Here is a 13,475-nt window from a genome sequence, read left to right on the forward strand (position 1 = left end):
CAGTGCCGCTATTCCTTTCTAGGCATAGCCTGGCAATGCAAGCAAGCGTGTCCCGACAGGGACCGCAGATGGCGGATGGTCAGCCAGGCTGACCTTTTCCGCCGGCCGTCCGGCAAACGGACGCCGCCATACAGACTCGGCCATGACGGCCGCTACTGCCTTCAGGCGCCCACTGGGCGCCTGAATCGCATCGGGCGGCGGTGGACGAGGACGGCAATGGCGCAGGCAGCACGCAGCACACGCAGTGACCGGACCATGCACATGGTGCGCGGTTGGCTGACGCTCCCTCTGGCACTGCTGATTGCCGTGGCTGTCGGCATGGCCGTGCTCTCGGCACTGGCGATCGAAATCCAGTCCGGTGCCACCGCCTGGATCGTCGGCCAGAGCCATTGGTCCAACGCCCAGCAGGAGTCGGTGTACTGGCTGGAACGCTATCTGGTGAGCGGCGATCCGGCCGACCTGCAGGCCGCCTGCCGCGCGCTGGAAGTGCCGCTGGGCGACCGCGCGGCACGCGAAGCAGTCGAACAGCCGGTGATCGCCTGGACGGCGGTCTATGCCGGACTGGCGGCCGGCCGCAATGCCCCTGAGGACATGCCGCAAATGGTGCGTCTGTACCGCTACGGCCATGTCTTTCCGTATCTGAGCGACGCCATCGCGATGTGGAAGCACACCGATGCCGACCTGTTGAAGCTGAGTGCATTGGCCGACCGTGCCGCCTCCGTGCAGGCCGCCAGTACGCCGGATCCGCGCGCGCTGCAGGCCTTGCGCGACGATCTGCATCTGCTCGATGGCCGCATGCGCGGCGATGCGGCGCAATTCCAGGCGCTGCTGATCCGCTGCGCGCGGCTGCTGCACGACGTGATGGCGGCCTGCAGCCTTGCCACCTTGTTGTTGGTGCTGACCACCTGCGTGCTGGCGATGCGCCGTATCCGCGACTATCTGCTGTCGCACGAGGGCCGTTTTCGCACGGCGTTTCAACAAGCCGCACTGGGCATGGTCAAGTTCGATCTGCGTGGCCACGTGCTGGATGCCAACGCCTCGATGGCCAATATCCTGCGCTACCGCCCGGAGGAACTGCAGGCCCGCACGCTGGCCGAGGTGGTGCATCCGGACGACATCGTGCTGGACAGTCGCGGCATGATCGACTGGCCACGGCTGATGCAGTCCGGCGAGCTGCGCTTTCTGCGTGCCGATGGCGAGGTGATGTGGGGCCGCTGGAGCGCCTCGCTGGTGGAGCCGGGTCCGGAGGAACCCACGCTGGTGCTGGCGGTGATCGAAGATGTCTCGCACGCGCACGAGCTGGCCGACGAGGTCGCCTTCCACGCGCGTCACGATGCCTTGACCGGCCTGATCAACCGGCGCGAGATCGAACGCCGCCTGCTGCGTCTGATCGAGCCGCCGCAATCGCCGCAGCTGTGCCATGCGTTGTGCTTCGTGGATCTGGACCATTTCAAGCTGGTCAACGACACCTTTGGGCATGCGGTCGGCGACAAGTTCCTGTGCCACTTCGCCGACGTGATCACCATGCAGCTGCGTCCAGGCGACTGGCTGGGGCGGCTGGGTGGCGACGAGTTCGCGATTCTGCTGGCCAATACCGATCTGGTGCAGGCGCAGGCCTTGCTGGAACGTATGCATGGTGTGCTCGGGCAGCCATGGAGCCATCAGGGCGGCCGGCCGCTGACGCCGAGTTGCAGCTTTGGGGTGGTGGAAATTCGCAAGGGCGCCAGCGACGTCAATGCCTTGATGACTGCGGCCGATCTGGCCTGTCACGCGGCCAAGGAAGAAGGGCGCAACCGAATTCGGTGTTTTGGCGAGAACGATCTGGCATTGGCGCGGCGTCGGCATGACGGTGGCTGGATCAGCGCCGTGCAGCAGGCCATCGCCGAACAGCGGCTGCTGCTGTACGCACAGAAAATCCAGGTGCTAAGCGACCCCGGTCGCCTGCAGTACGAAGTGTTGGTGCGCATGCGCGCGCGCGATGGGCGTGTGCTGAGCCCTGGCGAATTTCTGCCTGCGGTGGAGCGTTACGGGCTTGGGCGCATGGTCGATGCCTATGTGCTGGAAACCTTGTGCGCGCAACTGGCCGACAACCCGATGCATGTGGCGACGCTGGATCTGTGCCATGTCAATCTGTCCGCGCAATCGATCGCGCAGCCGGACTTTCTCGATTTTGTCTGCGCCTTGTTCGAGCGCTATCCCACGCTGGTGCCCAAGCTGTGCATGGAGATCACCGAAACCGCGGTCATCGGCGATCTGGAACATGCGCAGCGCTTCGTGCAGAGCGTGCGTGCGCGGGGCTGCCACGTGGCGCTGGACGATTTCGGCAGCGGCCTGGCCTCGTTCGGCTACCTCAAGCAATTTACGGTGGATGTGTTGAAGATCGATTGCGGCTTCGTGCGCAATTACGCGCATGACGCGGTGGACCGCGCCGCGGTGCATTCCATTGCCCAGGTCGGCCTGGCACTGGGCATCGAAGTGGTGGCCGAAGGGGTGGAGTCGGAGGCGGATATTCCCGGCTTGCGCGATGCCGGCGTGGGCCAGGTGCAGGGCTTCAGCCTGCACCGTCCGTGCCCACTGGAAGACCTGATCGCGCCACAGCCGTTGCTGGCCGTGACCGGATAGGGCCTGCCGGCAGAGCCGGGCGCCACGCTGTGACTGCACAAAAGTACGTTGTCGGCTGTAAATCGCCGATAATCGAACGATGACAATCCGACTCAACAAACATATCGCCGACACCGGCTTCTGCTCGCGCCGCGAGGCCGACCGCCTGATCGGCGAACGCCGTGTCACCGTCAACGGTGTGGTGGCCGGCACCGGCGCGGTGGTGGGCGACGAAGACACCGTGTTGGTGGATGGCCAACCGCTGCGCGCGCGCGAGGCCAAAAAGCCCGGCGGCCGCAAACATGTCTATATCGCGCTCAACAAGCCGGTGGGCATCACCTGCACCACCGAGAGTTCGGTCAAGGGCAATATCGTCGAATTCGTCGGCCACGAGCAGCGCATCTTCCCGATCGGCCGGTTGGACAAGGAGTCCGAAGGGCTGATTTTGATGACCAGCAACGGCAACATCGTCAACGAGATCCTGCGCGCGGAAAACCGCCATCAAAAAGAGTATCTGGTGGCGGTCAACAAGGCGGTCACCGACGAATTCTTGCGTGGCATGGCACGCGGCGTTCGCATCCATAACGAAACCACGTTGCCGTGCCGCACCGCGCGTATCGCCAAGTTCGGCTTCCGCATCGTGCTGGAGCAGGGGTTGAACCGGCAGATCCGCCTGATGGCGTCCGAATTCGGCTACCGGGTCACCCAACTGCGGCGGGTGCGCATCGACAACATCAAGCTTGCCGCGCTCAAGCCTGGGCAATGGCGCAACCTGAGCGATGCGGAACTGCGCGGCCTGCTGCCGCAGCGCACCGACTGGTAAACCGGCCGGCCGGATGCGCTGCCGGATGGCAGGCGCAGTGGTCGCCATCCGGTGCTTCCGCTGCAGTCGGTATGGGCGTTCGCGTGCGGCCGCGGGGTGCGATAGCTGACCAAACGCTGCGCTTGGCGCCTTGTGGGCGCGGGCTTGGTCATCGTCATCCTCGGTAAGCGCCGGCCGCTGAAGCGCTCACGCGTTCGCTGCGAAGCGTCGGTCTCGGGTGTTACGCGACACTGCGGTCGCTGTCGGCCAACGCCGTGTCGCGGGATCTGGTGTCACTCACTCAGTCGACGATGTTCTTGGCTTCGGCGGTGCCAAGTAACTCCGGGTGCACCACCTTGCGCCGGCGTTCCAGCACCGGATGCAGAAACACCGCGCCCAGAATGATCGCAACGCCAAGATAGAACTGCAGGGTGAGCTCGCGCTGTTCGCCCAGCAGGGCGATGGCCAGCACGATGGCGTAGACCGGTTCCAGATTGGTCACCAGCTGCACCGAATACGCGCTGAGATGACGCAGCGCGACCAGCGCCAGCGCAAACGGCAGCAGGGTGCAGGCCAGCGACAGGACGAGCAGCAACACGCCATCGTGCAGGCTGGGAAGCATCAACAGATCGCCATGCAGCGATGGCAGCAGCAGCGGCATGGCCGGTGCCAGCACGGTCAGGGTCAGCGTGCCGGCGCCCAGCTCCAATGCAGTGACGGTGAGCGGGTCTGCATGCGCCACCATGCGCTTGTTGAGAGAGCCGAACAGCCCGACGAACACGGCCGAAATCGCGCCGACCACCACCCCTGCACGCATACCATCGGGCACGCCGCCGACCACCAGCGCCACTCCCGGCAACACCGCAAGGCCGAACAGCAACTCGCGCGGGCGGAACGGCCGCTGCGTCACCCAGGGCTCGATCACGGCAGTGAACACCGGCGCCAAGGCGATGCAGGTGGCTGCCACCGACGCGTTGGCCAGTTTGATCGCGCCATAGAAGGTCAGCCAGTGCAGCGCCACCAACGCGCCGATGCCGCAATAGCCCAGCACCACACGGCCAGACAAACCGCGCAAGCCGCGCCACACCCGCGGCCACAAGGCCAAGGCCACCACCACGATCAACATGCGCCACCACACCAGCGGCAATGCCTGCAGCGTGATCAACTTGCCCAGGATCGCGGTGATGCCCCAAAGCAGCACGCAGAAATGAATTTGCAGTTGCGCCTTGCGCAGGTCGGTCGTGGGCATGCGCCATTGTCGCCGAAAAGCCGCAGATCGGCGCCGTGCAATGAGCCTTGTTGGAGCGGCTGACAACACCTGGCGAGCAGTCGTCAGGTGGGTAGGGGCGGCGCGGTCAGACCCGGAGTGTATGCGTGGTACATGCCGCACCAAGCATCAACCGCGCTCGTCTGGCGGCTGCAAAGTCATCTTGTCAGCTGCTCTAAGCCCCTCTCCTGCGGGAGAGGGGTTGGGGTGAGGGTACGGTCTACTCCAGCGATTGACTCAATCGTGCGCAGGCCGCTTGGCAACTCAAAGAAGGCCGCGTCCCACCGAACGCACGTTGTAATGTTTTCACGACGTTGGCGCCCAACGACCACATTGCTCAAGACCATGCAGATAGCCGCTGGATCATGCGCTGCCGAACATCAGTCGACCAAGCATCCGCGCAATCACTCGTGGCCTGACCACAAGCAGCGAACGAAACGCAGCGTGCAGTCGTCAGGTGGGTGCGGACGGCGTTCTCAGAACCGCGTGTACGCCTGGTCCATGCCACACCGGCCGCGCCCGCCTGGTGGTGAGCGCAGTCGTTTTGTTGGCTGCTCAAAAACGTGTCGCCACACACGCCAGCCGGCCAGGGGATATCGCTGCCAGCAACACGTCATCCAGCAGACAGTTCTTTCAATAGCGCCATCGCCGCAGCCGGATTGCGCTCCTTCGCCGCACTGATGAAGAACACGAACACTTCGCGCGGCGTATTTGTGGCCTGTGGCGTGGAGTCGACATGCGGCAGGTCGGCCGGGTCGTCGCCGCGTCGCCAGGCCTGGATCCGCTCGGCCCAGCGCTTCAATGCCGGCGCCGGATAACCGGCATGCAGACGTGCCTGGCTACGCATCAGACGCGCGTAAACGAAATCGGTGGAGAGATCGGCGAAGGAGGGATGTTCGTCCGAATCGGTGAATACGGTGGCCACGCCGTGGCGGCGCACCTGCGCAAGTAGTGACGCATTCACCGCCGCAGGGTCGCGAATTTCGAGCACATGCCGCAGCGTGCGACCGCCTGCGCGTTGAGGCAGCAACGCCAGAAAGGCTTCCAGGTCGTCGGCCTGCAGCCGATGTCCTTGCTCGAATTGCCACACCAGCGGCCCCAGGGTATCGCCGAGCTCGACAATGCCGCCGACGAAGTCGTCCACCTGCGCCTTGGTGCCCGCCAGTGTGCGTGACTGGGTAATGTGCCGCGGCGCCTTGGCAGAAAACACGAAGCCGGGCGGCACGTCATCGCGCCATTTCGCATAGGTCGCCGGTTTCTGCGCGCCGTAGTAGGTGCCGTTGATTTCGATGGCAGTGACCTGGCGGCTGGCGTATTCCAGCTCGCGCCGCTGCACCAGGCCTTCGGGATAGAACATGCCTGCGCGCCATGGCGCATACACCCAGCCGCCGATACCGACATGGATGCCGTCGAGGACGGGCGGTGCGGAAGCGAACAGATCAGACATCGCAGAGAGACTCGCTGGCAAAGGTGTGCACGATGAGGTGCCGCAGTGGTGCGGCGCGGAGTGGCAGTCACAGCCTAGCGTGGCGTAGCCGGATTGGATGCGGTGTGACAGCGAAGCCGCCGGCTGGCAGTACGACCAACGGCAGCGCTCGCCGTGCCAGTCTGCGCGACGACGCACAGCCAGGCGGCATCTTCGCTAGCGCTCCCACGATGCAGGTCGCGATGACGTGCGACCGGCATTGCAACATTGGTGCAGCACCAAGCGAGGACGGCAGCGCCAGCGAATCTTTACCGCAAAGCCCGATATCCCGATCAAGCCCGGTCCAAGCGCGCCTATCGGTAGCCGCAGTCGTCTGTCGGTCGTTCTGCGCGATGCCAGCGCAGCAGGAGGCTGCCGAGCAGTCAGCGCCGAGACGACATCAACCGACACCCTGACCCCATCGCAGCCGGCTACCATGCCTGCTCAGCCGCTTGAGACCGCACCGATGACCTGGACCACGCCCGATCTGTGTGACCGCTTTCCCGAGGTGACCGTTGCCGAGCCGTTGTTCCGCCACTTTGGCGGGCGCAGCGTGTTCTCCGGGCCGATCGCGACGGTGCGCTGTTTCGAAGACAACTCACGCGTGCGCGAGCTGGCCTCTACGCCGGGCGATGGGCGGGTACTGGTGGTGGACGGCCAGGGCTCGTTGAAGCATGCGCTGCTGGGCGACCAGATCGCGGCGCAGGCGGTGGCCAATGGCTGGGCCGGCGTGTTGGTCCACGGCTGCGTGCGCGATGTCGAGATCCTGGCCACGCTGCCGCTGGGCGTGCTGGCACTGGCCGCCTGCCCACGGCGCACCGAGCGACGTGATCTGGGCGATGTGGATGTGCCGGTGAACTTTGCCGGTGTCCCGTTCGTGCCCGGTCATTGGTTGTATGCCGATGCCAACGGCGTACTGGTAACGCCGCTGCCGCTGTTGTTGGACAGTGCCAGCGTCGCAATCTGATCGACACTAAGAGAGCGTGAGAATGACCTTGAACGGATGGCTGACGGGAGGCGTGCTGATGCTGGCAACCCTGGTGACAACGACGCACGCGGCCGAGCTACCGGCCGGCATGCAGCAGTTCGATGCGCAGATGGAACGGGTGCGCAAGCAGTTCGATGTGCCCGGCATTGCGGTGGCCATCGTCAAGGATGGTCAGGTAGTGCTGGAGCGCGGCTACGGCGTGCGCGAGATCGGCAAACCCGAGTTGGTGCAGGCAGACACATTGTTTGCGATCGCCTCCAACACCAAGGCGTTTACCGCCGCGTCGCTGTCGATTCTGGCCGACGAGGGCAAGCTGTCGCTCGACGACAAGGTCATCGACCACCTGCCGTGGTTTCGGATGTCCGACCCTTATGTCAGCGGTGAAATGCGCGTGCGTGACCTGCTTGCGCACCGCAGCGGGCTGAGCCTGGGTGCCGGCGATCTGTTGTTCTGGCCGACCACCAGCTACAGCACCGAAGAGGTCGTGCAGCGCCTGGCCAAGGTGCCGTTGAAAGGCGGGTTTCGTGACCGCTACGCGTACGACAATATCTTGTACGCCGTCGCGCAGAAAGTGATCGAACAGGTCTCCGGGCAGTCCTATGCCGCGTTTTTGCAGCAGCGGATCTTCGCTCCGGTGGGCATGCGTGGGACGCGCTTCAATGCCGACCAGTTGCAGCCCGGCGACACCGCGGCGGTCGGCCATGCCAAGTACGACTTCACCGAGCTGCGCACGGCCGCACCGCTGACCTGGTCGAACAATTCCGGCGCCGGCGGCATCTATTCCAGTGCGCACGACATGGCGTTGTGGATGAACGTGCAATTGGCCGGTGGAGTATTGCCCGATGGGAAAGTGTTGTTCAGCGCCAAACGGCAGCAGGAGATGTGGTCGATGATCACTCCGATCGCGATCGCCGACCCGGCCGTGCCGGAGCTGGCGGCGGCACGCCCCAACTTTGCCGGTTACGGCGAAGGCTGGAGCCTGAGCGACTATCGTGGCCATCGGCTGGTGTGGCACACCGGCGGCTGGCCCGGCATGGTGTCGCGCCTGACCCTGGTACCCGACCAGAAACTGGGCGTGGTGGTGCTGACCAATCAGGAAGTGGGTGCGGCGTTCAACGCGGTGACGCTGCAGGTGCTGGATGCGTTCTTGCAAGTGCCGCCCACCGACTGGACCGACGCGTACGCCAAGGCCGTGGCCAAGGCCGACAGCGATGCCGACACCAGCTGGAAGAAGCATCAGGATGCACGCACCGCACGCTCGACGCCGTCGTTGCCGCTGCGCGGTTATGCGGCCACCTATCGCGACCCGTGGTATGGCGATGTGGTGATCCGCCAGGATGGCAAGCGGTTGCGGCTGCAGTTTGCCAAGACGGCGCAGCTGATCGGCACGCTGGAGCACTGGCAGCACGACAGCTTTATCGTGCGCTGGGACGACCGTTCCTTGAACGCCGATGCTTTCGTCAACTTCGCACTCACTTCGGACGGCGCGGTGCGCGAGATGCGCATGGAGGCGATCTCGCCGTTGACCGATTTCAGTTTCGATTTTCAGGATCTGGTGCTGACCCCGGTGCAGGCGGCATCGCCCGCATCGCAGTGACACGCGTCTGAGTGCGGCGCCAGCGCATCTGCCATGCGGTGCGCTCAACGCCAAGCGGAGGGGTGCCGTGTCCATCCAGAACAGCTGAATTGGCCTGCTGGCGAGGCAATCGCCGCGCTCGGTGGCCATACGGCTACCGTCCACCGGCGCGGCTCGCTATGATCCGCGCACTTCTCAGGGATGTCCCCATACGCATGACCACTCCGCAGATGTCGGTGTATTTTTTTCTGCAGGCTGCAGCGATCCTGCTGGTATGCCGGTTGGTCGGCATGCTGGCCAAGCGCCTCGGGCAGCCGCAGGTGGTGGGCGAGATGATCGCCGGCGTGATGCTGGGGCCGTCGTTGTTCGGCCTGCTGGCACCGGGTGCGCAGGCAGCGTTGTTCCCCAAGCAGACCATGGATGTGCTGTACGTGTTCGCGCAGTTCGGCGTGGGCCTGTACATGTTTCTGGTCGGTACCGACTTCCGCGGCGATCACTTCCGTGCGCGCTATCGCAGCGCGATGAGCGTGTCGCTGGCCGGTATCGCGGTGCCGTTTGCGCTGGCATTTGCGATGTGCCCGTGGTTGCTCAATGTGGAAGGCCTGTTCTCGGAAAAGGCCAAGCTCATGGAAGCCTCGCTGTTCCTGGGCGCGGCCATTGCGATCACCGCATTCCCGATGCTGGCGCGCATCATCCACGAGCGCGGCCTGACCAATAGCCCGTTGGGCACGCTGGCGCTGACCGCCGGTGCGTTCGACGATGCGGCGGCGTGGTGCATTCTGGCGGTGGTGCTGGCCAGCTTCGGCGGCAGCTGGGGCAGTGCGTACCTGGCCATCGGCGGCGGCGTCGCCTATGCGCTGTTCATGCTGTTTGTCGGCCGGCATCTGCTGCGTCGCCTGGCCGATCATGTCGTGCCGGATCAGCCGCTCAGCAACAGTATGCTGGCGATCGTGCTGATGCTGTTCTGCCTCAGCGCCTGGGCGATGGATGCGATCGGTATCCATGCCGTGTTCGGTGGCTTCCTGCTGGGCGTCTGTCTGCCCAAGGGCGCATTGACCGAGAAGCTGCGCGAGATGATGCAGCCGTTTGTGGTGGTGTTGCTGCTGCCGTTGTTCTTCACCTATTCGGGCCTGAAAACCCAGCTCAGCGTGTTGCTGCAGCCGCAGATCATGCTGGCCGGCGTCGCCATCCTGGCGGCATCGTTCATCGGCAAGGGCGTGGCCTGCTGGGCTGCGGCGCGCGCCACCGGCGAAAATAACCGCGACGCGATGGCGATCGGCTCGCTGATGAATGCACGCGGCCTGATGGAGCTGATCATCATCAATATCGGTTTACAGGCCGGGGTGATCGAGCAGGGCCTGTTCTCGGTGCTGGTGCTGATGGCGATCCTGTCCACGCTGATGGCCACGCCGCTGTTCAACTGGATCATGCGTCGCCACGCCAGCGTGACCGACGCGGTGCCGAGCCTGCAACAGCGCTGAGCGCCGGCAGCTGCTGCGCTGGCGAGGCAGCTGCGCTGCTGGTGAGATGTAGCGCTTGTCGGTTGCTTGGCCGTGCGGGCAATCCTGACGTTTGAAGGCTGCGCATTGGCTGCTGCACAGTGCGCGCGAGCGCACCGCGCCGTGCGCTGCGTGCTCCGAATGAACGCACCTGCTTGACCAGGATGGAGCGATGTCGGCTTGGTTGCTGGCGCAGCCGCAGTGCAGGCGCATTGAGGCGAGCATGCCACCGCCGCCATACTGGCGTCAGATATCAGTCATCGAGTCGTCATGACCAAGGCAAAAAAGAAGGCCGCCCAGCAGGCGGTGCAGGTTCCTGTGCCGATCTATCAGTTGCAGATCGCATTGGCGGGCAGTGCACCGCTGGTGTGGCGCAGCGTGCTGGTGTCCGGTGCAGTGCGGCTGGCGACCTTGCATCGCGTGCTGCAGCCGGTAATGGGCTGGAGCGGTGTGCATCCGTACGAATTCGACGTTGGTGGCGGGCGCTATGGCGAGTCCGGCCTGGATGTGCCGGATCGCGCGCGACTCAAGCATGCCGCGCGGGTCACGCTGGAAAGCGCGCTGGGCGAGCTCGATGCATTTGGCTATTTCTATGGGGCCGGCGCCGGCTGGCAGCACACCGTGCAGGTGCAGGCCGTCTTGCCGCCGGATGCCGGGCTGCGCGTGGCACGCTGCATCGATGGTGCTAATGCCTGCCCGCCGGAAAGCCGCGGCGGGATCGATGACTATCAGGAATTTCTGCAGATCATCGCCAACCCGGATCACCCGCAGCATGTGCAGGAACTGGCCACGCTCGGTGGGCGTTTCGATCCGGGTCACTTCGATCTGGTCGAGATCAACCGGCTGCTTGCGCGTGTTCGCGACTAAGAGCAGCGAACAAACCGACTGAGCTCGCTGTCAGGCGGGCGCGGCTGGTGCTCGGCGCTCGGCGCTCGGTGCGGCATGGACCACGCGTCCACTCCGATTCTGAGCGCGCTGCCCGCACCCACCTGACGATTGCTAGCTAGATTTGTTAGCCGCTCTAAAGGCGGATGCTTACACGGCTGCGCCATGCAGTGCCGGCGCCGCGGCATCCACAGCAGCACTGGGCACCCGCAGCGCGACCTCCCACGCGGAACTCGCCGCATCAACGCACTGCGGTTTGACGCCCAATCGGCTAGCCTGACCGCCCGGTGTTAGCGAAGTGCGTGCAATGTTCCGCTGGTTCGAGTCCCTGATCGATATCTTTCCGCCCATCGAGCGCGAGATGCCGCCCCGCAGTGTGTGGCGGTTTTATCTGCATTATTTGCGTCCGTTATGGCCGATTCTGTTGGCCACGCTGGTCGCAGGGCTGCTGCTGGCGCTGGTGGAAGTGGCGATGTTCGACTTCCTCGCTCGCATCGTGGATATGCTGGCCGAGCGACCGGGACCGGACTTCTTCCGTCGTCATGCGGGCGAGTTGCTATGGATGGCAGCGATCACGCTGGTGGCGCGGCCGCTGTTCACCGGGCTGCACAATCTGCTGGTCAATCAGGCCATTGTCCCGGGCCTGAGCAACCGCTCGCGCTGGTTGATGCACAACTACGTGGTGCGCCAGAGCCTGGGCTTTTTCAACAACGATTTTGCCGGCCGCATCGCCAACCGGGTGATGCAGACGGGCACCTCGTTGCGCGAATCGGCGGTGCAGATGGTCGATGCGCTCTGGTACATCGTGGTCTATACCGGCAGTGCCTTGTGGTTATTTGCGCAGGCCGACCCGTGGTTGATGGCGCCGCTGCTGATCTGGCTGGTGGTGTATGTCGCGTTGATGGCGTTCTTTGTGCCGCGCATGAAGGCGCGTGCCTGGGTCGCATCTGACGCGCGTTCCAAGGCCACCGGGCGCATCGTCGATGGCTATACCAATATTTCCACGCTCAAGTTATTCGCCCATGCAGGCCGCGAAGAAGCGTATGTGCACGACGCGCTCGATGAGCTGGCGGTCAAGCATCGCCGGCAGACACGGGTGACCACCGCCATGGATACGGCCATCGCGGTGGCCAACGGGTTCCTGATCGTAGGTACCTGCGCATTGTCGCTGTGGCTGTGGAACCGCGGGCAGATCAGCGTCGGTGCGATCACGCTGGCGACTGGACTGGTGATTCGCATCCACAACATGTCCGGTTGGATCATGTGGACGGTCAACGGCATCTTCGAAGACATCGGTAGCGTGCAGGACGGCATGCAAACCATCGCGCAGCCGCTGACCGTGCAGGACGCGCCGGATGCGGTGCCGCTGCGGGTCACCCAGGGTCAGGTGCACTTCGATCAGGTCCATTTCCACTACGGCAAGCGCGGCGGGGTGATCGCCGGGCTGGATCTGCAGGTGCGTGCGGGCGAAAAAATCGGCCTGGTGGGTCCTTCCGGTGCGGGTAAATCGACGTTGGTCAATGTGCTGCTGCGGCTGTACGACCTGGAGCAGGGGCGTATTTTGATCGACGGGCAGGACATCGCGCAGGTCACGCAGGAAAGCCTGCGCGGGCAGATCGGTCTGGTGACGCAAGACACCTCGCTGCTGCATCGTTCGATCCGTGACAACCTGCTGTATGGCCGGCCGCAGGCCAGCGACGCGCAGATTCTCGAAGCCGTGCGCAAGGCGCGCGCGGAGAGCTTTATTGACGCACTGGTCGATGGCGAAGGACGTCAGGGCTTCGATGCGCATGTGGGCGAGCGCGGCGTCAAACTCTCCGGCGGTCAGCGCCAGCGCATCGCCATTGCGCGCGTGCTGTTGAAAGATGCGCCGATCCTGATTCTGGACGAAGCCACTTCGGCGCTGGATTCGGAAGTGGAAGCGGCGATCCAGGACAGCCTTGATGCATTGATGGGCAACAAGACCGTCATCGCGATCGCGCACCGGCTGTCCACCATTGCGCGCATGGATCGACTGGTGGTGATGGACGCCGGCCGCATCGTCGAAACCGGCACACATGCGGAGCTGATCGCGCAGGGCGGGCTGTATGCACGCCTGTGGGCGCGGCAGACCGGTGGATTTGTTGCGGCGGATGGGTGAGGGGAACGATGCTTGAGTGCTTGAGTGCTTGAGTGCTTGAGTGCTTGAGTGCTTGAGTGCTTGAGTGCTTGAGTGCTCAAGTGCTCAATTGCTCGATGCGAGAGAAGTGAGGTCGCACGCCGGAGTCGTAACGTCGAGATCTAGCCCCTCTCCCAGCGGGAGAGGGGTTGGGGTGAGGGTACGGGGCGGAGCCGCTCGCTAGTTCGGCGACACTAGGCTTCGCTCGCGCCCTCATCCGCCCCTACGGGGCAC

General features: G+C 64.4%; 9 protein-coding genes and 3 other RNA genes. 8 read left to right on the forward strand and 4 right to left on the reverse strand.

Translation table 11 applies throughout. The annotated features are described in order from the left end of the window. The first annotated feature begins 216 nt into the window (after positions 1 to 216). A complete protein-coding gene (locus tag VC212_RS10990) occupies positions 217 to 2,622 on the forward strand; it encodes an EAL domain-containing protein (protein ID WP_115562476.1) in 2,406 nt (801 codons plus the stop codon). A gap of 79 nt (positions 2,623 to 2,701) precedes the next feature. Beyond that, positions 2,702 to 3,424 (forward strand): pseudouridine synthase, encoded by a 723-nt coding sequence (locus VC212_RS10995; RefSeq protein WP_055849889.1) that lies wholly within the window; start codon positions 2,702 to 2,704, stop codon positions 3,422 to 3,424. 280 nt (positions 3,425 to 3,704) lie between these two features. On the opposite strand, the gene VC212_RS11000 is transcribed toward VC212_RS10995, so the two are convergent. The 4 genes from VC212_RS11000 to VC212_RS11015 form a co-directional block, all read right to left on the reverse strand. Further along, complete coding sequence (locus tag VC212_RS11000; protein ID WP_055849891.1) at positions 3,705 to 4,652, reverse strand: DMT family transporter; 948 nt, start codon at positions 4,650 to 4,652, stop codon at positions 3,705 to 3,707. A 57-nt stretch (positions 4,653 to 4,709) separates the two neighbouring features. Next, positions 4,710 to 4,786: non-coding RNA, sX9 sRNA (locus VC212_RS11005), on the reverse strand. Positions 4,787 to 5,097: 311 nt separating this feature from the next. Next, positions 5,098 to 5,173: non-coding RNA, sX9 sRNA (locus tag VC212_RS11010), on the reverse strand. 110 nt (positions 5,174 to 5,283) lie between these two features. Continuing rightward, positions 5,284 to 6,117, reverse strand: coding sequence for a DUF72 domain-containing protein (locus tag VC212_RS11015; RefSeq protein WP_323515665.1), 834 nt, complete (start codon positions 6,115 to 6,117; stop codon positions 5,284 to 5,286). A 484-nt stretch (positions 6,118 to 6,601) separates the two neighbouring features. On the opposite strand from VC212_RS11015, the gene rraA reads away from it, so the two are divergent. From rraA to VC212_RS11045, 6 genes are all read left to right on the forward strand, one after another. Continuing rightward, entirely contained in the window at positions 6,602 to 7,102 is a 501-nt protein-coding gene (rraA, locus tag VC212_RS11020; protein ID WP_323515737.1) for a ribonuclease E activity regulator RraA, read from the forward strand. Between the two features lie 22 nt (positions 7,103 to 7,124). Further along, positions 7,125 to 8,720 (forward strand): serine hydrolase, encoded by a 1,596-nt coding sequence (locus VC212_RS11025; protein ID WP_323515663.1) that lies wholly within the window; start codon positions 7,125 to 7,127, stop codon positions 8,718 to 8,720. 194 nt (positions 8,721 to 8,914) lie between these two features. Then, entirely contained in the window at positions 8,915 to 10,180 is a 1,266-nt protein-coding gene (locus VC212_RS11030) for a cation:proton antiporter (protein ID WP_055849898.1), read from the forward strand. A gap of 288 nt (positions 10,181 to 10,468) precedes the next feature. Further along, positions 10,469 to 11,065, forward strand: a complete 597-nt coding sequence (locus VC212_RS11035; protein ID WP_055849901.1) for a plasmid pRiA4b ORF-3 family protein — start codon at positions 10,469 to 10,471, stop codon at positions 11,063 to 11,065. A 75-nt stretch (positions 11,066 to 11,140) separates the two neighbouring features. Further along, positions 11,141 to 11,216: non-coding RNA, sX9 sRNA (locus VC212_RS11040), on the forward strand. Between the two features lie 174 nt (positions 11,217 to 11,390). After that, complete coding sequence (locus VC212_RS11045; RefSeq protein ID WP_323515662.1) at positions 11,391 to 13,223, forward strand: ABC transporter ATP-binding protein; 1,833 nt, start codon at positions 11,391 to 11,393, stop codon at positions 13,221 to 13,223. The last annotated feature ends 252 nt before the right edge of the window (positions 13,224 to 13,475 follow it).

The organism is Xanthomonas sp. WHRI 8932A (assembly GCF_035012785.1).
GTDB lineage: Bacteria > Pseudomonadota > Gammaproteobacteria > Xanthomonadales > Xanthomonadaceae > Xanthomonas.

What these genes read in the sequence shown, in the direction of transcription:
- VC212_RS10990 (WP_115562476.1), top strand. Translation starts at nt 217, where the DNA reads ATGGCGCAGGCAGCACGCAGCACACGCAGTGACCGGACCATGCACATG.
- VC212_RS11025 (WP_323515663.1), top strand. Translation starts at nt 7,125, where the DNA reads ATGACCTTGAACGGATGGCTGACGGGAGGCGTGCTGATGCTGGCAACC.
- VC212_RS11000 (WP_055849891.1), bottom strand. Translation starts at nt 4,652, where the DNA reads ATGCCCACGACCGACCTGCGCAAGGCGCAACTGCAAATTCATTTCTGC.
- rraA (WP_323515737.1), top strand. Translation starts at nt 6,602, where the DNA reads ATGACCTGGACCACGCCCGATCTGTGTGACCGCTTTCCCGAGGTGACC.
- VC212_RS11045 (WP_323515662.1), top strand. Translation starts at nt 11,391, where the DNA reads ATGTTCCGCTGGTTCGAGTCCCTGATCGATATCTTTCCGCCCATCGAG.
- VC212_RS11015 (WP_323515665.1), bottom strand. Translation starts at nt 6,117, where the DNA reads ATGTCTGATCTGTTCGCTTCCGCACCGCCCGTCCTCGACGGCATCCAT.
- VC212_RS11030 (WP_055849898.1), top strand. Translation starts at nt 8,915, where the DNA reads ATGACCACTCCGCAGATGTCGGTGTATTTTTTTCTGCAGGCTGCAGCG.
- VC212_RS10995 (WP_055849889.1), top strand. Translation starts at nt 2,702, where the DNA reads ATGACAATCCGACTCAACAAACATATCGCCGACACCGGCTTCTGCTCG.
- VC212_RS11035 (WP_055849901.1), top strand. Translation starts at nt 10,469, where the DNA reads ATGACCAAGGCAAAAAAGAAGGCCGCCCAGCAGGCGGTGCAGGTTCCT.